Origin of the sequence: Erwinia rhapontici (assembly GCF_012271765.1) — a bacterium.
Lineage (GTDB): Bacteria > Pseudomonadota > Gammaproteobacteria > Enterobacterales > Enterobacteriaceae > Erwinia > Erwinia rhapontici.
Genome location: NZ_VRKO01000007.1, coordinates 108,898 through 129,826, shown reverse-complemented (window position 1 = coordinate 129,826; position 20,929 = coordinate 108,898). Strand labels below are relative to the sequence as shown.

17 protein-coding genes and 1 pseudogene are annotated in these 20,929 nt (G+C 53.0%); 10 read left to right on the top strand and 8 right to left on the bottom strand.

What is annotated here, in order from left to right; all coding sequences use genetic code 11:
- The first annotated feature begins 681 nt into the window (after positions 1-681).
- From parA to FVB43_RS05355, 3 genes are all read left to right on the top strand, one after another.
- On the top strand, positions 682-1,308 hold the full coding sequence (gene parA, locus FVB43_RS05365) for a ParA family partition ATPase (RefSeq protein WP_133846726.1): 627 nt from the start codon (positions 682-684) through the stop codon (positions 1,306-1,308).
- Positions 1,305-1,517 carry a plasmid partition protein ParG gene (locus FVB43_RS05360; RefSeq protein ID WP_133846725.1) on the top strand — a complete coding sequence of 71 codons (213 nt, stop codon included), beginning with the start codon at positions 1,305-1,307 and terminating at the stop codon, positions 1,515-1,517. Before parA ends, FVB43_RS05360 begins: the two co-directional genes overlap by 4 nt.
- A 1,218-nt stretch (positions 1,518-2,735) precedes the next feature.
- Positions 2,736-3,719 carry a replication initiation protein gene (locus FVB43_RS05355; protein ID WP_133846724.1) on the top strand — a complete coding sequence of 328 codons (984 nt, stop codon included), beginning with the start codon at positions 2,736-2,738 and terminating at the stop codon, positions 3,717-3,719.
- A gap of 498 nt (positions 3,720-4,217) precedes the next feature.
- Here FVB43_RS05355 and FVB43_RS05350 read toward each other — a convergent pair whose 3' ends face one another.
- Positions 4,218-5,306 (bottom strand): oxidoreductase, encoded by a 1,089-nt coding sequence (locus tag FVB43_RS05350; RefSeq protein ID WP_167863538.1) that lies wholly within the window; start codon positions 5,304-5,306, stop codon positions 4,218-4,220.
- A 194-nt stretch (positions 5,307-5,500) separates the two neighbouring features.
- Between FVB43_RS05350 and FVB43_RS05345 the strand changes: the two genes are divergently transcribed.
- The 3 genes from FVB43_RS05345 (at position 5,501) to FVB43_RS05335 (ending at position 9,160) form a co-directional block, all read left to right on the top strand.
- Positions 5,501-6,565, top strand: coding sequence for a sugar ABC transporter substrate-binding protein (locus tag FVB43_RS05345; RefSeq protein WP_133846722.1), 1,065 nt, complete (start codon positions 5,501-5,503; stop codon positions 6,563-6,565).
- A gap of 10 nt (positions 6,566-6,575) precedes the next feature.
- Complete coding sequence (locus FVB43_RS05340) at positions 6,576-7,820, top strand: LVIVD repeat-containing protein (protein ID WP_133846721.1); 1,245 nt, start codon at positions 6,576-6,578, stop codon at positions 7,818-7,820.
- A gap of 146 nt (positions 7,821-7,966) precedes the next feature.
- The gene (locus FVB43_RS05335) at positions 7,967-9,160 is read left to right on the top strand and encodes a CobW family GTP-binding protein (RefSeq protein WP_167863537.1); all 1,194 of its coding nucleotides are present in this window, start codon (positions 7,967-7,969) and stop codon (positions 9,158-9,160) included.
- A 31-nt stretch (positions 9,161-9,191) separates the two neighbouring features.
- Here the strand turns inward: FVB43_RS05335 and FVB43_RS05330 are convergent, their stop codons facing one another.
- Together FVB43_RS05330 and FVB43_RS05325 are read right to left on the bottom strand one after the other, a co-directional pair.
- Positions 9,192-10,502, bottom strand: coding sequence for a methyl-accepting chemotaxis protein (locus tag FVB43_RS05330; protein WP_167863536.1), 1,311 nt, complete (start codon positions 10,500-10,502; stop codon positions 9,192-9,194).
- Between the two features lie 205 nt (positions 10,503-10,707).
- Complete coding sequence (locus tag FVB43_RS05325) at positions 10,708-11,616, bottom strand: EamA family transporter (RefSeq protein ID WP_133846718.1); 909 nt, start codon at positions 11,614-11,616, stop codon at positions 10,708-10,710.
- Positions 11,617-11,731: 115 nt separating this feature from the next.
- On the opposite strand from FVB43_RS05325, the gene FVB43_RS05320 reads away from it, so the two are divergent.
- The 4 genes and pseudogenes from FVB43_RS05320 to map all read left to right on the top strand — a co-directional run bounded on the left by FVB43_RS05320 (position 11,732) and on the right by map (position 14,183).
- Positions 11,732-12,502, top strand: coding sequence for an AraC family transcriptional regulator (locus FVB43_RS05320; protein ID WP_167863535.1), 771 nt, complete (start codon positions 11,732-11,734; stop codon positions 12,500-12,502).
- A 38-nt stretch (positions 12,503-12,540) separates the two neighbouring features.
- A pseudogene (locus tag FVB43_RS05315) lies at positions 12,541-13,008 on the top strand (integrase core domain-containing protein); the annotation flags it as partial.
- 150 nt (positions 13,009-13,158) lie between these two features.
- Positions 13,159-13,398, top strand: coding sequence for a ParD-like family protein (locus FVB43_RS05310; RefSeq protein ID WP_167863534.1), 240 nt, complete (start codon positions 13,159-13,161; stop codon positions 13,396-13,398).
- A gap of 5 nt (positions 13,399-13,403) precedes the next feature.
- Positions 13,404-14,183, top strand: a complete 780-nt coding sequence (gene map, locus FVB43_RS05305; protein ID WP_167863533.1) for a type I methionyl aminopeptidase — start codon at positions 13,404-13,406, stop codon at positions 14,181-14,183.
- A gap of 1,199 nt (positions 14,184-15,382) precedes the next feature.
- Here map and FVB43_RS05300 read toward each other — a convergent pair.
- The 5 genes from FVB43_RS05300 to FVB43_RS05280 are packed head-to-tail and all read right to left on the bottom strand — an operon-like array spanning position 15,383 to position 20,928.
- Complete coding sequence (locus tag FVB43_RS05300; protein WP_167863532.1) at positions 15,383-16,486, bottom strand: alkylhydroperoxidase domain protein; 1,104 nt, start codon at positions 16,484-16,486, stop codon at positions 15,383-15,385.
- Positions 16,483-17,514: a putative FMN-dependent luciferase-like monooxygenase gene (locus FVB43_RS05295; protein WP_167863531.1), complete on the bottom strand. Its 1,032-nt coding sequence runs from the start codon at positions 17,512-17,514 to the stop codon at positions 16,483-16,485. Before FVB43_RS05295 ends, FVB43_RS05300 begins: the two co-directional genes overlap by 4 nt.
- On the bottom strand, positions 17,511-19,130 hold the full coding sequence (locus FVB43_RS05290) for a dipeptide ABC transporter ATP-binding protein (protein WP_242462109.1): 1,620 nt from the start codon (positions 19,128-19,130) through the stop codon (positions 17,511-17,513). The genes FVB43_RS05295 and FVB43_RS05290 overlap by 4 nt, the downstream gene beginning before the upstream one ends.
- Positions 19,127-19,987 (bottom strand): ABC transporter permease, encoded by an 861-nt coding sequence (locus FVB43_RS05285; RefSeq protein WP_133846796.1) that lies wholly within the window; start codon positions 19,985-19,987, stop codon positions 19,127-19,129. Before FVB43_RS05285 ends, FVB43_RS05290 begins: the two co-directional genes overlap by 4 nt.
- Entirely contained in the window at positions 19,984-20,928 is a 945-nt protein-coding gene (locus FVB43_RS05280; protein WP_167863530.1) for an ABC transporter permease, read from the bottom strand. Before FVB43_RS05280 ends, FVB43_RS05285 begins: the two co-directional genes overlap by 4 nt.
- Position 20,929 lies beyond the last annotated feature (1 nt).

Here is a 20,929-nt window from a genome sequence, read left to right as displayed (position 1 = left end):
CAGCATCTCAGCATCTCAGCATCTCAGCATCTCAGCATACTCAACCAGGGCAGAGTAATGATGTCAACGAAATGATTGCAGGATTGCAGGATTGCAGGATTGCAGGATTGCAGGATTGCAGGATTGCAGGATTATTTTGAACGGATATCAGGGCAGGGGAAACATAAAATTATCCATCTCAAGGTGAGCTAATCACATCATCCTGGGATTCCATAATCCTGAAATCCTATGATTCACACACTGCGTGTTACAGCCTTTAATTCCGTTAAGTAGTTCGTTCGCAGTACTGTCAAACTCCTCACGGTGAAACCGAGAAGCGCGATTCCCATAAGGCTTCACATTAAGAGCGATAATAAAGAAAAAGCACTCAGGGGAGAAATTTATCGCTGAGATAATGATGCACGCAGTCATCATTACAGATGATTAGCCGTTCAGGCTGACGTCATAGCCTACAAGCCCGATGGATAATGCCAGCATATAACCCCATGATTACATGATTACATGATTACATGATTACATGATTACATGATTACATGATTACATGATTATCGAATGTCAGGATATTGTTTACAACTGGTTATTACGATATTCTGGCATCTCATAATCCTAAGATTTTAATATCATAGAATCCTGGGATTACATAATCCTGAGATTCCAGCCTGAAACCTGCAGGAGTGCGTCATGGCGACAAAAATCATCTCTTTCCTGAACGGGAAGGGCGGGGTAGGGAAGACCACAACGTCCATCAATATTGCCACGTGTCTTGCGCGCAAAGGGCACCGTGTTGTCATGGTCGATACCGATCCTCAGGGCAGCATCAGCAACTGGTACGACGAAACAAAATGCAAATTTGATCTTGCAGAAGCCGCCTCAGAAAAAGAAGTCTATACCGTCCGTAAGCAGCTGAAGGATTACGACTACGTCGTTATCGATGGTGCAGCCGCCATCACTGCAATTTCCTCCGCAGCTGTTATGGTCAGTGACCTGGTACTGATCCCGGTAACACCTTCCCCCCTCGATTTTGCCGCCTGTGGCGCTATCCTGGCCGTGGTCGAGGCAAGGGAGAATCTGCAACCGGTGATAGCACGCTTCCTGATCACCAAAAAAGTGGCCTCTACACGCATGCTGGAAGTGCTGAAAGAGTCGATCGAGGATACGGGGGTTCCAGCTCTCAGAACAGCCACAACGCAGCGCCAGGTTTATATCCGCACGATGCTGGATGGCGGGACCGTATTTGATACCACCGACGGCAATGCGAAAGGGGAGATTGAAGTGATGACGAATGAGATCCTGGAGTTACTGGCATGAAAATGAAACTCGGACAGCACCGTCAGCTGGCGCCTGCACTGGATGCTGTCAGCAAACCTGTCGGCGGAACAGTGAAAAAACTGCAGACGAACATCGATGAAGAGTTGCACCGTCGCTTCAAAACAGCCTGTTTCCTGCAGGGGCGTGAAATGAAAGATGTCCTGACTGAGCTTATTGAGGGCTGGCTGCCTGAGAACGAAGCCAGATAGCAGACATCCTCATCCCCTGATCATGCAAACGATCCTTTCTGGCTAAGATTACCGATAGTAAAACGGATCGCCTGAAAGGATCCTGCTTCAAAAAAAGATCCCATAGTGTTTGTTTTTCTTTTTATAGTTTAGATCTTTCTCTTTTAGGGCCCGATTTCATTTTGATAATCAACAGATTACAGAGCAATATGTGGAGTGATTTCCTGCGCCAGGTGGAGTGATTTTATGCTCTATGTGGAGTGATTTCCTGTTATATGTAGAGTTTTTTCCTGTTGATAACTTTCTGATTTATCAGAATATTATTATGTGGAAAAATTTCCTGTTGATAACTCTTTCCCCGATCCTGTCTGACGATCCCTCGGCTCTCATGCTTTCATCCTTCTTCTTTCCGCTAATATGTGGATAAATTTTCTGTTCCCGTGCCATAAAAAGTGACTGTGTCACATTAACGCAGACGCTGATGCCAGACAACAATGCGACAGCATGAGATAATTATTCAGTGCAGCCAATAAGTTAACCGTCATCGTTACCGGATACGTGGAAGGATTTTCTGATCATTAGATTGAGCATCCCTTATGTGGAAGAATTTTATGTTTGCGGGTGTTCAGCCCTCTGAAAACTAAAAGTGGAATGATTTTCTGTTGCTCAGCGGATAGGTGACCATGTCACTTTATTCATATATGTGGAAAGATTTTATGCAGCTCGCCGCAAGCGGCACATCGGTGAATGAAACGTGGAAAGATTTCCTGTGATACGTGGAGTGATTTTCTGCAAAAGGCCGTTTACACGGCTGAGTAGATCACTAACATCAACGGCAGGGAAGGGCGATAATGTCTTATGTGGAAAGATTTTATGATGGCTTTATCTATAACCATATGAAAATTAATAATAAAAAATACTTTGGAACATCTATGCTGCAAAAAACGTCTGAATCCGGAGTCTGTCTACAAGAGAAGTTACCTGTGTGGAAAGATTTTCTGTTCCTGTTGGGGGGCTAATGTGGAGTCTTTTTCTGTTGGAAACTGAATGAAGAACGATCCTTTGGGGGGGGTAAATGATCCATGCGAGTGCATATGTGGAAGTATTTTATGTTTGAATATGACGGTGCGCCGTTTAACTTACTGATTTAAAATAGGTAATAACTATTATTTTTCACTTTACCTCAATAATTTTTGTGTGGAATACTTTGCTGAACATTCCACAAAGGGATCCTGCTACATGGAGCTGAACAAACTGACCGTTGTGCAAGGTAATGATCTCCTTGAAGGGGCTTACAGCGTCACGCTTGATGAAATGCGTTTGCTGAACCTTGCACTGGCACAGATCGACAGCAGGAAGCCCCAGCCCGATGCGCTGTACCGCCTTTTTCCTCATGATTATCAACGTATCTACGGCCTTAACCCAACCAGCAGCCATCGCCAGTTGCGGGAAGCGGCCGAGAGCCTGATGAAAAAACCGGTCACCATCTACCTGCCCGATCGTAAAACGGGCAAGATGCGTACCGTTCAGCTATCGTGGTTTTCTCGTCTTGAATACGTGAGCAGCGATGAGCAGAGTGCTGTCGTTCTCCGCTTTGGGCAGGATGTCGCTCCCTATCTCTATGAGTTGAAAGAGTCCTTTACCAAGCTGAATTTTGCCAATATTGCCAAGCTCGACACGTCATTTTCCGTGCGGCTTTACGGCTGGCTGATCAAAGCGAAAAACCTCTATGGACGAAAAAGCAGTAAGGCGATTGAGGTGACGCTGGCACTGGACTGGATGCGGGAAAAGGCCGGATTACAGGGGAAATACGAGGACTATCGCGACTTCCGCCAGAAATTGCTTGAGCCGACGCTGGCGCGAATCAATGCCAATACGGATATTTCCGTGATCTGGGAGCCGATCAAAAAAGGTCGTACAGTCGTATCGATTAAATTTTCCTATGTGGATGAATCCACTCCGGAAGCCAGTAAGCCGCTGCGGCCGAAATTTCCCCGTCGCCCGCGTGCAGTGGTGGGATCGGAGCTTGAAGGTGACTGGGCACGGCGTTGCATCACTATCATGGAACAATACCGCAATCGTCTGACAACGTACGATCAGAGCGAGAAAGTTCCACTGACGGACGTCAGGAAACTGGCGGGGTGGTACAAGATTATCGGTGATAAAATCAGCCATAAGCGAGTGATGAGCGAAGTGACTGAACGTGCCAAAAAACCTCAGTAAAATCAGTTTGTTTCCTTTTTAAGGATGGAAGTTTTGCAGGGGTTAAACGAAGTTACTCACCGTATTATCCCCCGTTTCTGTGGATAAAATTTCGTAGCCAGCGGTGGGGCTTCGTTTGAAAACAGATTCGGTAGATGCATTTCCTCACGTAAGAAACCTCACTGCCTCATATTTACTCCATTCAACGTTCCTCTTCTGGTCTGCAGCGAGTCGGTATTCCGCAGGAAAAAATTGTTCGCTTTGAGGCTATTGAAGATCCTCAGGGAGGCATAGGTTGTGCCTCATCCTATTCTAAGGATGAATTTTACCGGGTTGAATTTGCCCTCTCCAACAGTTATCTGGTGAACCGGCCCTATTACGGCAGGCATCATTGCCGGACGTGACAGAAAATTTCTCCACATTAAGCGTATTTTCGCCGTTGACGGGAACCTTCCTGATGTGGAAAGAAAAAAAACTTATTGAATAATAAGGCTTTTCAGCCGTGTGACTCACACTTGTTTACTGGCCGAGAGCTTCTACCGTGATAAATGCGGCGCGCAGGCTTTCAGCCGTTACCGGAACGGGCAGGGCATGAATCGACTCTGCCGGGCGCAGTGTGTGTGCAATCACCTGGTCAATCTCCGTGTGGTTATTGATGTCAACACCCAGCGCTGCCAGTGTGGTGGGCAGATTAAACTGCTGGTAGGCGGCAATCAGCTGTCGGGCGGTATCGATCTGCGATAACAGTACACACTGCACCAGGATGCCGTAGGCCACTTTTGTGCCGTGCAGATAACGTACAGTCTGAGGCAGGATCGTCAGACCATTGTGGACTGCGTGCGCCGCAGCAATGCGCGTGTAGCGCTCCCCCAGCCCACCGACCATCCCACCGCCCGCGATAATGGCATCAATAACATCACGGAAATTCTGGCTTAATACGCCATTGCGCTGATCCTCCAGCGCAGCTGCGCTCTGGTTTAGCAGAACATCACGCAGCGTGGCCGCCGTGTCGATCCCCAGCCGTACCGTCAACGGCAGGGTATCTGGCTGCGGGGCCAGTACCACCGCTTCATACCATTTCGCCAGCGTGTCGCCAATCCCGGCCAGCAGATATTCCACCGGAGCGCGTAGCACTATTTCAGGTTCCACCAGCACCAGATGGTTGGCATCGTTGAATACTTCATAATGCGATGCCTGACCGGCGCTGTTGTACCAGACAGAGAGTGGCGTCCAGGCCGCGCATGTCGCGGCAATGGTGGGAATGGCCACACAGGGCACATCCAGCCGCCGGGCCAGCGCTTTGGCGGTGTCCAGCAGGGCACCTCCACCGACACCGATCACCACCTGGCGATCTTCACCGGCAGCCTGTGCCAGCGCGATGAGATCCGGATCGGTACAGTGCCCGCCAAACGGCAGGTGACGTGCACCCGGCAGAGAGAAACTTTCGGGTAAAAAGGGGTGTGTCGCGGCAATGGCACGTTCACCATAGATCCAGACGGCGCGGGAAAGCTGTTCCTGATGATAAAAATCGTCCAGACGCAGCAGGGCACCAGGATGAGAATAGTAATTGGCCGGGCCGACCACGACCTGAATATCGGTATTGTTCATAAAAAGTCCTTTGTTTCTTACTATCCTGGGGCTGTGGCCGGTGTGAGGCTAATACTTTTTTTATAGCTTTATATTCTTTTTACTTCTTTGTCAGTGGGTTGGCTGCTGTGAAAAAGTGACAGGCCGGGCCGTCAGCGACTGCGGCCACTAAAAACGATACGTCACTTTTCTTATTCCGCTACAGGGATTTTTACATGAAACCACTTATTCCTTTACTGGCACTCTGGGTTGCCAGCGTTTTACCGGTTCACGCCGCCACGCTGGTTCCGGTACCTGAAAAAATTGCCAGCCATAATGGCCCGGTACGTATTGCGGTGATCCGCAATCTGGGGTCGGACGATAACACGACTCAGTTCGTCCAGGGCGCAACCCAGCAGGCGAAAGCGCTGGGGTTTAAAGTCAGTACCTTTTTAAGTAACGGTGACGATGCCCGTTTTCAGGACTTCGTGAATCAGGCCATCAGCCAGAAATATGACGGTATTATTTTGTCTCAGGGGCGCGCACCTTATTCCAGTGCCCTGATTAAACGCATTGCCGACAGCGGTATTGCCGTGTCGGTATTTGATACGGCGGTTGATGGCGAGATCCCGGGTGCCACCGTAACCCAGCAGGACGATGCCTCGCTGACCACGCTCTCCTTTGGCCAGTTGATCAAGGACCATAACGGCAAAGCCAACATTATCAAGCTGTGGGTGGCTGGCTTCCCGCCGATGGAACGTCGCCAGGCAGCCTATAAAGCGTTGCTGCAGGCGAACCCGGGTATTCATGAGCTCGAGTCAGTGGGTGCCGTCTCGTCCGATGTACAGGGCGATACCGCTAACAAAGTGGGCGCCTTACTGGCCAAATATCCCAAAGGGAAAGTGGATGCGATCTGGGGAACCTGGGATGCTTTCACACAGGGTGCAGTCAAAGCGTTAAAAGAGAACGGACGTACCGAGATCAAAGTTTACAGTATCGATGTCTCTAATCAGGATTTGCAACTGATGCGTGAAGCCGGCAGCCCGTGGAAAGTCACTGCGGCGGTGGATCCCAAGTTGATCGGCGCCACAAACGTGCGTCTGATCGCACTCAAACTGGCGGGTGAAGTGACACCTGCGACCTATGACTTCAAAGCCACTGTGATCCCACAGGCGCTGCTGGTCAGCCAGCCAGGTCCGGTAAATGTGGCGGGTCTGAGCAAGGTGATCCCGGGCTGGGGCCAGACGGAAGATTTTATCGCGCCGTGGTTCGCCACGCTGGAAGCGAAGTACAAAAAATAAGGAGTGGCAGATGAGTAACGCGCTTCCCGTGCCGGAATACAGCCGCAATATGCGACTGATCGGCCACAGCGATCAGGGTGGACGTCCTGATGGTGTCCAGCTGATGGTCCATCGTGGCTATGCCTATATCGGCCATATGGTGTCACAGGGTTTCTCGGTGGTTGATGTCCGTGATGCCAAAAATCCCCGTACGGTGGCGTATATTCCCGCGCCGCCAGGCACCTGGAATGTGCATCTTCAGGCTCATGACGACCTGTTATTGGTGATTAACGCCCGCGATCTGTTTGCTGACGTCCGTTTTGCCGATGAAAAGGTGTACTACACCCGTTCGGTTGGTGAAACGGTCAGCGATGTGAAGGACAAAGGCTGGAGTGCCGGGCTGCGCATTTTCGATATCTCCACCCCTGACAAACCCCGTGAGATCAGTTTCCTCTCCCTTAACGGCATCGGTATTCACCGTATCTGGTACGTGGGTGGCCGCTGGGCCTATGTCTCGGCACTGATTGACGGCTTCAGTGACTATATTTTCCTGACTATTGATCTGGCCGATCCGCGTAAACCGGAAGTGGCCGGGCGCTGGTGGTTGCCGGGCATGAACACGGCTGCCGGAGAAACGCCGGACTGGGAAGAGGGCAGGCGCTACGCCCTGCACCATGCCATCATCAGCGGGGATGTGGCCTACGGCAGCTGGCGTGACGGCGGGCTGACGCTGCTGGATATCAGTGACCGGTCAGAACCTAAGCTGATCAGTCACCGTAACTGGAGCCCGCCGTTTGGGGGCGGGACGCATACCGCGCTGCCGCTGCCGGACCGGGATCTGCTGGTGGTGCTGGATGAGGCGGTACTGGACAATCAGGAGGATGGTGAAAAGCACATCTGGCTGTTTGATATTCGCGATAAAGCCAATCCGGTCAGCATCTCTACCTTCCCGCAGCCTGACGAACGGGACTATGTGGCAAAAGGGGCGCATTTTGGCCCGCATAATCTGCATGAGAACCGTCCCGGTAGCTTTATCAGTTCGACTCTGATTTTTGCCACCTGGCAGAATGCTGGTGTCCGGGCCTTCGATATCAGCAACCCTTACCGCCCGGTGGAAACCGGTGCGCTGGTGCCTGCTGCACCGGATCGGATGATGGATACCCGTCCCGGCCGTCCGCAGGTGATTCAGTCCTGCGACGTTTTTGTTGATGCTCAGGGGGTTATTTACAGTACCGATTATAACGGCGGGCTGTCGATTATTGAATATCTTGGGTAATGACTGAACCCTCGCTGAAGGCGCCGATCCCGGCGCCTTTTTTATTGTCACGCCATCGGGATACTCTGCTTATGATGCTGCTATTTAAATTGTTATGATATAACATACACACTATCTCACTCGTCATATTCAGGATCACACGGCCGATGCAGCGCATACCCTTAACCATCCTCAATGGATTCCTCGGCGCAGGGAAAACAACCCTGCTGAAAAGCCTGCTGTTGCAGGCGCACCGGCAGCATCTGTCGGTCAGTGTGATCGTCAATGATATGAGCGAGCTGAATATCGACGGTGTGCTGATTGCCAATACGGAAATTGTCGGACGTGAAAAACACAATTTCATCACCGTGTCGGCCGACAGCATCAGCAGCCCCGGCGGCATAGCAAAACTGGCCACCGCGCTGGATGAGCTGATTGCACAGAACCGGCCGGACCATCTCTTTCTGGAGACCTCAGGCAGCAGCCACCCGCTGCCGCTGATTAAGCTGTTGCGCCACCATCCTCATGTCAGGTTGCAGGGGCTGCTCTCCCTGATGGATGCCGTGATGCTGGAAAATGATTATGCCGGGGGGAGTACGCTGCTTCCCCGCTGGCAGAAGAATGTCCGTCAGCAGCGGCGGGGGGTTGAGGATCTGTTGGCCGAACAGCTGCTGTTTTGCAGCCAGTTATTGCTGACCAAAGTCGACCGTCTGCCCACCGACAGCGTGATGAAAATTGCCCGCACGCTCCATACAATCAATCCCGGTGTGGCCATTGTGGCCCTTCCCTGGGGCAACATTGAGCTGGACGATGTGCTGGCGATGCCCGACTACGATTTTCAGCGGGTCGCCACACTGATTGAGGAGCTGGAAGTGGCGATTGAGCATCCGGCAGACCACCAGCCGTACGATATTGAATCGCGGGTGATCCACGACGAACGTCCTTTCCACCCGCAGCGCCTGTGGGATACCTGGCAGCAGCATCTGGGTGAGGGCATTCATCGTAGTAAAGGCTTTTTCTGGCTGCCCGGCCGTGACGATCTCGCGCTGCTGTGGAATCAGGCTTCCGGCAGTATCAGCCTGGAGTTTATCAGCTACTGGAAAGCCGGCGTGCTGGCACATGAAGACAATCGTTTGAATGACGAGGAGCGCCATATTTTACAACAGCAGTTGGAAGCGATGCCCGGGCGTTTTGGCGACCGTCGTTGCAGCCTGACGGTGATCGGGCAGCGTAATCAGCTGGATGATTTTTGCCAGGCGCTGCGACGTTGTTTTCTGACGGAAGAGGAAATTGACTGGTGGCAGTCCGGGGGAGAATTTATCGATCCCTGGCCACAGCGGGTAGGGCGGTTGAAGAGCTAAAGATCAGCGTTAGATTTATTCCACAGCGCCCCTACTTGCCTGAAAGGTGCTGTGAAACGTCATCAATTGCACTGACTACCCTGGCAGAATTCTCCTGAATCTGAACGATAATCCCCCCGGCCTCCTGCACCAGCGAAAGTCCCTCGTTGGCACTGACAAGGTTTTTGATAATATTACTCTGTGCCTGCACGGCTATTGCCTGATTTGTCTCAAGCACGCTGGCTATCTCCAGGCTGGCTTTATTAATGTTAGCGGCCAGCAAGCGGACTTCATTCGCCACCACAGCAAAACTGCGCCCATGCTCTCCGGCTCTGGCGGCCTCTACAGCAGCATTTAGTGCCAGAAGATTCGTCTGTTCAGATATCCGGCTGATCGTCTTAATCAAATTCCCGATGCGGAATGATTCGCTATTTAGACAGGAAATGTTCTCAGAAACGCTGTTGAGTCCTGCCACTACGGTATTCACCTTGCCCGATGTTTTTTCTATAATATCGACGCCTGCCAGTGTGTTTTTACTGCTTTCCTGTGCGGCGTTATAGGCATGATTTGCGGCCTTTCTCTCCTGTAACTGTTTAAGGACCTGAGGGGTGACGTCGGTCGCAAATTTGACAATTTCATTCAGATTTTTTTCTTCATCAAATACTGGATTATAGGTTGCCCGCAGCCATACGGCACGCCCTTGCTTGTCCGTACGCTGGAACTGTCCTGAGACAAAATTTCCTGCGCGCAGCTGCTTCCAGAAATCCTCATACTCACGGCTGTGCTTAACCTCTGGTAAGCAGAAGATACTGTGATGCTGACCAATAACCTCGCCAGCGCTGTAGCCCATGGTTTTGAGGAAATTGCCGTTGACTCTTTTAACGTTGCCCTCCAGGTCAAAAGCAATGACCGCCATAGAACGTTGTATGGCGTTTGTCATTGCACGTTGCTCCTGGGCATCGGCAATCCGTTGGGTAATATCAGATGCAAGCTTGACTATTTTTATCGTTTTCCCCCGGTCGTTGAGGACAGGAACATAATGAGCTTCAAGCCAGACCGGCTGACCGCTCTTCGTCAGTCTGAGGAACTTATCGCTGAAGCTCTCACCTGCAGCAAGGCGTTTCCAGAACCGGTCATAGTCAGGAGAAAGCAATGTTGATTGGGCACAAAAAATACGATGATGCATGCCAGCCACATCGTTCAGTGAGTAACCCATCTTTTCGAGAAACAGGGTATTTGCTGTTATCACCTTACCTTCAGGGGTGAACTCAATCATGGCGATGGCGTTGGCAAGCGATGAAAGTGTGCTTCGTTCCCATGACGGCCGCGAGAACAGCCTGTTAAAGAATTTAAAAAGGTTCATAGCAGCGTACCGGCTTCAAAGGGTGGCAATTCATGTGCGCACCGTTTAGTTGCGCACAGGGAGTAATTAATCAGGTTACATTTATATAGCTCGCAAGTATATAGCGCGCTATAAATATAGTTACTGTGAGTGTATCTTCATATCAGGAGGCCGAGTTACCCGTACCAGCGGGTGTGAACTGCCATCTGATCTAATAATTTAAAACTTAAAGGGAGGCGTGTTTCTTTGTCCTATGCGCCATGCCTTTTTTCACAACCACTGCTTTGCCTCGCCTCATCCCAACAATGAGCGCAAGCAAAATTATTGCTATGGAAGCCCAGCCCCAGGCACCCGGTTTTTGATGGATGATGAAAACAGAGCTAATTGTTCCAAATACAGGGATCAGCAGTGACAACGGCGCCACTCGGGATGCCGGATATTCACGCAGCAGCAGATTCCATCCCCAATAGCAGAAATGGGTGGCTGCATACACCTGGAATGTCAGAGAAAAGACTTCCACGCTACGCATACCAGGCAAGAGAGCGTAGAACGGGGCGGTCCCGTGCCACCACCATGTCATCACCAGGAGAGGGATGGGGGAAAAAATGCTTGCCCATACAACGAAAGCGAATATCTCTTTGACTTTGGATAGCTTGATGATGATATTGCCAACACTCCAGGCTACCGCACTGATCATCACCAGAATAAAACCGATTGTCGTGGATTTTCCCGGGCTTTCCATCAGTATGCAGACCAACCCGATTGCAGCCAAAAAAAGGCCGATCAGTTGTGGCCATGTCAGACTTTCACGAAACAACAACACACCCCAGCCAAGTGTAAAAAACGCGCTAAATTGTATTAGCAGAGCTGCACTACCGGGCGGCACCCCCATTGAAATACCCAGATTGATCAATGCCCACATGGCTGCGCCGAAGATCAATCCATATGCAACCAGCCAGCGCAGTGCGACCTGGGGGCGTTTAATAAAAAACACCAGCGGAAATGCGGTAAATGAAAATCGTATAGCGGTCAAAAGCAACGGATCAATTCTGGCCAGCCCAAGTTTGGTTATTGGGAAGTTGATCCCCCATATTGCCGTGACCAATATGGCAAGGATAATGTGTTTTCTGTGCATGACTGGCGACCCTTATTCTCGAATTATGAAAGACTTCCTTTAATATCCGACAAAGATGCCATCGACCGGTGTGGCCTGCTTTCTTTTTTAGGTCAATTATGATTAAAATTGGGCCATGCAAACCGATCCCTGTGATGTATACGAAGACACGCCTCTCGATCTGGTGGTGACGAAGAAGGACTACGCTGATGGCGAACTGTTCCCCAGGCATAGCCATCTGAGGGGACAGTTCGCTTATGCTGCCTGCGGTGTCATCACCGTCGAAACTGAACGGGGTAACTGGGCCGTCCCACCACTCAGAGCCATCTGGGTGCCTGCGGGTATGCCCCATGCCATGCACATGCGCGGGTCTGTGACTATGTTGAATACCTATATTCGTCCGGACGCTGCGCAACGCCTGGGCTTTCCCCTTCATTGCCAGGTTTTTGGTGTATCTCCACTGGTCAGGCAACTTCTTGAAAACGCTGTTGACGTACCGGCTCTCTTTCCTGCCAGCGGGCGTGATGGTTACCTGTTGGGGCTGCTGCTCCATGAGATCGCCAGACTACCCCCGTTATCGCTTAACGCTCCTATGCCTGATGAACCGCGTCTTGCCCGTGCGTGCAATGTGTTTTTGAATGCACCTTCTTTGGAAATGGGGATTGACGATATGGCAGAATGCTCTGGTATGAGTCGGCGTACATTCACGCGGCAGTTCCGCCTGCATACGGGAATAAGTTTCATCGAGTGGCGACAGCAGGCTTGTCTTCTGGCTGCTGTGGTTCGTTTAGGGAACGGGGAGTCCATCACGCGCGTTGCCCTGGAGCTTGGATATAGCAGCCCTGGCGCTTTCTCGACGGTCTTCAAAAGTGTGTTGGGTGAGAACCCAAGTCGATACTTTTTCTGATCATGTAAAACAAAGGAATGAAGTAGATGAAAATCGTTGAGTTATTGCAGTGTGGCCGACGTTTTCGGACTTTCAACGTCGTCGATGATTTTAACCGTGAAGCTCTGGCTATCGACATTGACCTGAATATCCCGGCGCAGCGGGTCGTGCGGGTGCTGGACAGAATAGTAGCAAACCGTGGATATCCACTGAAGATGCGGATGGATAACGGGCCGGAACTGATATCACTGGCACAATGGGCTGAAGAGCGTGGCGTGATGCTGGGATTTATCAAGCCGGGTAAGCCAACACAGAACGCGTTTATAGAACGGTTTGCTCGAACGTACCGGACCGGAATACTGGATTTTTATCTGTTCAGAACACTGAATGAAGCACGGAAAATAACGGAACGCTGGCAGACTGAGTACAACAGTGAGCTACCTCATGAGTCCCTGAATAACCTGACGCCGCAAGAATACCGTCTGATGGCTGAGAAACAGGAAATCTCAAAAAGTGCCCGGAACTAAAGCTGTGATACTTTCAGTAGCAGCATGGGTATCATTCACGATGTTCAAACGATATAAATCTCGCTGATAAAATCATTCATCACACACAAATAGCCATCACCCCAAAAATCTGCCAATATACGTTCCGTATATGTTTCGTATAGGTGCCATATGGGAATCGTCAAAATTTCCGACCTGATGCATGAGAACCTGCGCATTGCCAGCCAGGCGATGAGTCGTTCAATCAATTCACAGGCGGAGCACTGGTTAAAAATCGGCATGCTGGCCGAGCTCTATCCCACGCTCACGCATCATGAACTGGCCAGAGCGCTGGTGCAGGCAGAGCTGGATGGGGGAATGGAGCTGGCCCGTATTCTCAATGGCGACATGAAAACAGAAAAGGCGGTCTGAAAACGATGGTAACTCTCCACTCTGCTGATGAAATCGAACGTGCACGCGCAGCGGGCCATGCCGCGGCACAGGTCCTGGCAATGATCGTTCCCTTTGTGCAGGCCGGTGTGACGACCGATGAACTGGATCGGCGCTGTCATGACTATATTGTCAATGAACTGGGCATCATCCCGGCGAATATTGGCTATCACGGCTACACCCGCACCCTGTGTACCTCCGTGAATCACGTGGTGTGCCACGGCATCCCGGATAACAAGGCGTTGCAGGAAGGGGACATCGTGAATATTGACGTCGCGGTGATCAAAGATGGCTGGTTCGGTGATACCAGCCGTATGGTGTTTGTCGGAAAACCTTCTGAACAGGCGCGGCTGCTGGTTGAAGTGACTTACCAGTCACTGCTGGCGGGGATCCGGGCGGTACGTCCGGGTGCCCGGCTTGGGGATGTCGGTGCTGCCATCCAGCAGGTGGCGGAAAAAGCCGGTTTCTCGGTGGTGAGGGACTACTGCGGGCACGGTATTGGTCAGGTTTATCACGATACGCCAGATGTGCTGCACTACGGCACGGCAGGGCGTGGAATGCGACTGAAGCCGGGAATGATTTTTACCATTGAACCGATGATTAATGCCGGAAAGGAAGAGACCGATGTACTGTCCGATGACTGGACGGTGGTGACGCTGGATGGTTCGTTGTCCGCACAGTGGGAACACACGATTGCGGTGACAGAAACGGCGTTTGATTTACTGACGCCGTGGCCGGATGGCACGGGGCAGTACCCGGCGGTGTGAACAACAGGGTGAAGCTTCTTCACCCTGTTTTACAACAGACACGGATAAGTGCCTTTTAAACTATCTATTTTTATTGGTTTTTTTTTTGGACATAAAAAAGTTACAATACAGCTGATTAGTAGTATGGAAATGCTTGTTAAAAACCATCTGTCGGGGGAGAATATAAAGGAAAGTAAACAAACAAAAATGACATATAACTCAATAAAAAACAATCAATGAGTGATTTTATGAAAAAATTATTTTTGAGCATTTTTGTTTTCTGCTTTTTGGAAGATAAAACGCGAAATTAAGTATGATATTACACTTGATATTACCAACAGTAGAATAAAAAACGAATCAAAGTCGCTTTCAGAGCTAAAAATGTTTGTTGTTTTGGCAATGCGGTAAATTATATCAGATGGAAAGAATTTAAAAATAAGAATGAGGGCAGTGGTGATGACCACTATGAATGTGATTAGCAAGGTTAGTGTGAAAAAAATCCATTTCTTCAAAGTACAAACTCCTGTATTGTAATTTCCGCATATAATACTACATCTGATAGAAAAGGAAATCTATTATGTGATTAGCATCACATCTTAAAGTTAAAATGGAAGCGAAGCGCTGGCTCTGGATAAGGCTGCAGAAGCTTTCAGAACGGGTAGTACTCAAGTTCTTAATGATGTTAGAGATGGATTTGAGAGGGTAACCTGGTACGGTTCATGCCCGTTTGACAGATATAATGATGTATGTTCTGAACTCAACAATGAGAATAAAAGGTTTTTCTTATCTATTTCTGAAGTTTATAAAAGAAATGATGTGATATTAGATATGGTAAAAATATATTTGAACTATGAATTGGACAAAGTTGATAGGAAAAACAATCTTATTCAAGAGTTAGATAGGAAAATACTACGCGTAAGAATTATGGAGGATTTATTTTGTCTAAATGGATAACAAAGAAGCTGATTTTTGTCTTTATTTTCATGTTATTTACTATTGCTTTTTTTGAACTATTTTTTAGATTTATTCCAATAGATATCGCTGATAAGTTTGCATCTTATTCAAATCCTTTTTACATCTTTAGTAATCTTAGTGTCATTGTCGTCGCGCTTATATTGATATCTTTAGCTGCAACAATATTTCTACATTCGATAATATTTCGAAAAAACAATAAGTGATATAAGGGTGAAACTTCTTCACCCTGTTTTGCTATACGCAGCTTACGCGGCGGGCACGAAAGGTTCGCCCAGCGTCAGCATCAGGCGGTTGGCCCAGGCGAAGAACGCGGTGGACTGCACCAGATCGAGTAACTCCAGTTCGCTCAGCCCCTGGGCGCGCAAGGTCTCCAGCTGTGCCAGACGGGGTGTCGGCGGCGTGGCTGAGAGGGAGGCGGCAAGGTCAATGATCGCCAGCCAGCGGTCATCCTGATCGGCCGCCAGCGGCTGGCCAGGCGCGATATCAATAAAACGCTGCACGTCTTCCGGCTGTTTCGAGAGTTGTCCCGCCTTACGCGCATGAACAGAGGCGCAGAAGATGCAGCCGTTGACTTTACTGGCCACCGTTGCAGCCAGCTCACGCTCTTTGCGCGGCAGTCCGCCTGCTGTATAAAAAATCCCTTTATCCGTCAGCGTGCGCTGTTCCAGCAGCGGCAGGTTACGTGCCAGCAGGCGGAAGTAATCAGACTCTGTGTGACCGAATTTTGCCAGCGTGGCCTGCTCGACCGCATTAAATTCCGCCAGAGGTTTGGCGGCCAGCCACGGTTCCCAGCCTAGCTCATCACGGGTAAAGCGCACCGGCGCCTGCTGGCCACTCAGTGTATGCGATTCGGTGCGCCAGACGGCGGCCGGAGTCCGCTCGACAGTGCCTGCGGCCACATCTTCGCCACCCAGCAGGCGCAGGCCGCGTAACAGACGGCTCTGGAAACTCACAAACGCCACCAGCTGTGACAGCGTCACGATAGCGGCGGCTGACCATCCTGCCTGCTCCAGCTCGCGCAGATGCTCAGGCTCTGCGGCTGCGGGTTTAAACGTCAGCCGCTCCGCGTGTGCCAGTGCGCTTTGCCACTTTGCTTCCGGCTGCGCCCCTGCCTGGCGTGCGGCGTAATGCTCTGCCAGGCGCGATTCGCCGTGCCAGTGGGCAACCTGCTGGGCAATCGCCAGCCGTGCGATCAGGGGGAAGTCATCGCCGTTGTGTGCAGAGAACAACACCTCGTAGCTGCCCTGAGTATGTTCAGTGGCGGCATCACGCGTCTGGCGTGCGGCGGCCAGTGCACTCTCCGGGGCGATCCCGGCCAGCTGTTGCAGTAAATCAATGGACTGTGTCATACGGTTTCCTTGTGGGAGAAGGCGTTAACAGGGGCGCGCCAGCCAAGCGCCGGGGCGACGTCAGTGGCCAGCAGCTCAATGGAGGCCAGGATCTGCTCGTGCGGTGGATCGATCGAATGCACCTGGAACGACACGTCAGTGACACGGGCCAGGGCGGTGTCGCGCTGCAGGGATGTGACCACCTGTTGCGGCGTGCCGAGATGTACATCGAAGGCGGCAATATAATCGTCCAGCGTATTCCCCGGCACCACATGGCCTGCTGCACGATGTTGCGCAGCCTGTGCCGTCAGGCCCGGCAGTGCCAGGCGGCCCGCTTCTGCCCCGTCGCGGCTGACGAAAGCCGTACGCGAGGCAAGAATGCGGGGTGTCGTCCCTACGGGGAGCGCCGCGAGATAGGCATCGATCATCGGATTCTGTATCTCATCCAGCGGCAGAAGAGGGGGGCCGACAGGCCGCGGCTGCGTGCGCGACAGCATCAGGCCATGCCCGGCTGCACCGGCGCGGGCGGCACCCGCCACGGAGAAGGTCGCCTGCCAGATGCGTTCTGCCAGCTGTGGTGCGGCCGGGTAGAGGCGGTTGTCGTCATGGCCCAGGGCATCACCGCCCCAGGCCTGCAGCAGGGTGTTCAGCCCGGTATTAAAGGCGGCGGCGCGCTCATCAAAGGTCAGCCCGAACGGCAGAAATGACGTGTGCGTTCCGCCGGAACCCAGCCCCAGCTCCAGACGCTGGTGGCTCAGCAGGTCGAGCACGGCGGCGTCTTCTGCCACGCGCAGGGCATTTTCCATCGGCAGAGTGATAATGGCCGTGCCCAGGCGGATACGCGAGGTCTGCGCCGCCACACTGGCAAGAAACAGCAGCGGAGAGGGCAGGCCGCCTTCGTTCTCATGAAAGTGGTGCTGGGCGATCCAGGCGGTATCATAGCCCCAGTGCTCCGCGTGCTGGATCTGCAGGGTGGCGAGACGATAGCGTTCTCCGGCACTGGTTTTATCCAGCAGGCGGGTGAAAAAACCAAGGCGTTTGGTGGTCATGCGGTGTCCTTAGCGCGTGTCAGCGCAGGGATGGCGGCGATCAGTTCACGGGTATAATCGCTGGCCGGAAGCGAGAAAATGTCGGCAGTATTGCCGCAGTCAACCTGTTGCCCGGCACGCAGTACCGAAACGCTGTGCGCCAGCTGGCGAACCGTGGCGAGATCGTGAGAAATAAACAGATAGGTCAGCCCCAGCTCCTGCTGCAACTGTTGCAGCAACGTGAGGATCTGCGCCTGAATGGTGACATCCAGCGCTGAGGTGGCTTCATCCAGCACCAGGATCTGCGGCCGCAGCACCAGCGCCCGGGCAATGGCCACGCGCTGGCGCTGGCCGCCGGACAGTTCATGAGGCTTACGATCCAGCAGGGCGAGAGGCAGCGCCACGCGGCTGGCCACCTCTTCCACTCGCTGGCGGCGTTCTTCCCGGCTGACCGGAGCAAAGTTCAGCAGCGGCTCTTCAATCACCCGAAACAGCGTCTGGGAGGGATCGAGTGAGGCAAACGGGTTCTGGTACACCAGCTGGATCTTCTGCCGCAGCTGGCGCAGGGCTTCACCGTGCAGTCCGCTGATATCAATGCCGTCCAGCACGATGCGCCCGCTGTCAGCCTGCTGGAAGCCCAGCAGAATGCGGGCAAGAGTGGTTTTACCCGAGCCGGACTCGCCTACCAGCGCATGAGTGGTGCCACGTGCCACGCTGAAGGACACGTTGTTCAGCGCCTGAAAACCTTCCTCTTTGCCCAGGGAAAAGTATTTGTTCAGGCCGCTGATCTCGATGGCGGGCTGGGAAAAACTGGCTTCAGGCGGCGTGGCGAGCGTACCGGAAAGCGCAGGTGCATCGGCAAACAGCTGGCGGGTATACGCATGCTGCGGGCGGTGGATAATCGCATCGGTGCTGCCCTGCTCCTGAATCTCCCCCTGGCGAAACACCAGAATGCGGTCGGCGCGTGCCGCCGCCACCGCCAGGTCATGGGTAACAAACAGCACCGCCGTGCCGGACTCGCGCCGTAGCTCGTCAATCAGATCAAGAATGCGTTTTTGTACCGTAACGTCCAGCGCACTGGTCGGTTCGTCAGCAATGATCAGGGCCGGTTTCAGCGCAATGGCGATGGCAATCAGTACCCGCTGTTTCATCCCGCCGGAAAGCTGGTGCGGATATTGCCGTGTGCGCTGTTCAGGGTGTGACAGGCCGACGCGGGCGAGCAGGGCGATCACCCGTGCTTCGCGTTCCCGGCGTGACAGTCGTTCATGCAGCAGCAGGATCTCACCCACCTGGTCGCCAATGGTTTTCACCGGGTTCAGTGAACTGCCAGGGTCCTGTGGGATCAGGCTGATGCTGGCACCGCGCAGGGCATCCAGACGTTTTTGCGACCAGTGGGTGATCTCGGTACCGTTGAGCCAGATTTTCCCGCTCTCGCGTTCACCGTTTTGCGTCAGCAGGCCGATAATCGCCTGCGCGGTGGTGGTTTTACCGGAGCCGGATTCCCCCACCAGCGCCACCACTTCTCCACGGTTCACCTGGAAGGAAACATTGTGAACCACGCGTTTATGCTGCTGGCCACTGCGGTAGGCGATGTTGAGGTTCTCGATTTTCAGTACCGGAGTGATGGATTCGCTCACCGGCGGCCTCCTGAATAGTGATGGCTGATACGGTTAGCGGCCAGTACCACTGCCACGACGATCACGCCGGGGAAGGTGGTCAGCCACCAGGCGGTGGAGATGTAATTACGGCCTTCGGCAATCAGCAGGCCCCATTCCGGGGTCGGCGGCGGTGTACCGTAGCCAAGGAAGCTCAGCGTTGAAATTGCCAGAATCGCGCTGCCGAACTGCAGCGCAGAGAACGCCAGCACCGGAGTCAGTGAGTTCGGCAGGATATGACGCCACAGCACGGCGATAAAAGTGCCCCCGCTGCCGCGGGCAGCTTCAACGTATTCTGAGTGACGTACGCGCACCACTTCCGAACGGGCCAGACGTGCGAAATTCGCCACTGAGGTGATACCCACGGCAATGGCGGCGTTGACCGTGCCAAAGCCGAGCAAAATAATAATACTTAATGACAGCAGCAGGCCGGGGATCGCCAGCAGAACGTCGACCAGGCGCATAATCACGCCCTCGCTACGGCCGCCCAGCGATCCGGCGGTTACGCCCAGTAAGGTGCCGACCGTCAGGCCCAGGGCCACGGCCACCAGTGCCCCGCTCAGTGAATGGGAGGCGCCCCATACGATGCGGGCATACACATCGCGGCCCAGCTGGTCCGTACCCAGCCAGTGACCGGCCTGCGGTGCCAGACGCTGCGCGCCGGCAACGCCTTCCGTGCTGCTCCAGTCGGTGAACCAGCCGGGCACCAGTGCCCAGAGGATCACCAGAATCATCACTGCCCATGCCAGCGTCAGGCCCGGGTTCAGGCGCTGATACCACCCGCTGCCTGCACGGCGATGGCGGGTTCCTGTGATGCTGTTCAAATCCACCAGGCTCATGATGTCGCCCTCGTAAAATGTTTCAGTCGCGGATCGAGCAGCGGTGAGAACAGATCGACCAGCAGATTAATCAGCACAAACCCGGTCGCTGAAATCATCACTACCGCCTGCAATACCGCCACATCCTGATTGTTGACCGCCTGCTGAGTCAGCTGGCCGAGGCCGCTGAGACCAAAGACCGTTTCGGTGATCAGTGCGCCGGCAATCAGTTCACCCAGCAGCAGCCCGGCGATGGTCAGTACCGGTAGCAGGGCGTTGCGCGCCACGTGATGCCAGAGTACGCGCCGCTGGCTGGCACCTTTGGCACGCGCGACCGCCACGAACGGCTGGGTCTGGACCTGGTCAATACTGCGGATCAGGATCTGCGCCAGCGGGGCGGAAATCGGTACCGCCAGCGTGATGACCGGCAGGATCAGTCCGACCCATTCGCCGGGGTTAATAATCGGGATCCAACGTAGCTGGAAGGAAAATACCTGGATCAGGGCAATCCCCAGCCAGAAGGTCGGCAGTGAGATAAACAGCGACGGTAGCGCCTGCAGGGCATTACGCAGCCAGCGCAGGCCCACCAGGCTGGATGAGAAGGCAATCAGCACCGCCAGCAGGGTAGCCAGCAGAAACCCCGGCACGGCCAGGCGCAGGGTGGCGGGGAAATTCTCCGCCAGAAGCTCACTGACCGGCACCCCGGCCTGCACGGAGAAACCAAAGTCACCGTGCAGCATGCTTGCGAGGGTATGCAGATACTGCTGCCAGAGTGGCGTACTGGCACCGTAGGCCTGACGCATCTCTTCGATCTGTGCCGGGCTGAGGCCAAGGTCAGGATTCTGAAACTTAATCAGGATCGCATCGCCGGGCAGTACCTGGAGCAGAATAAAAGAGACGGTAAACGCCGCCCACAGTACCAGCAGTGCCTGCCCCAGCCGCCGGGTAAGATAACCGGTCATG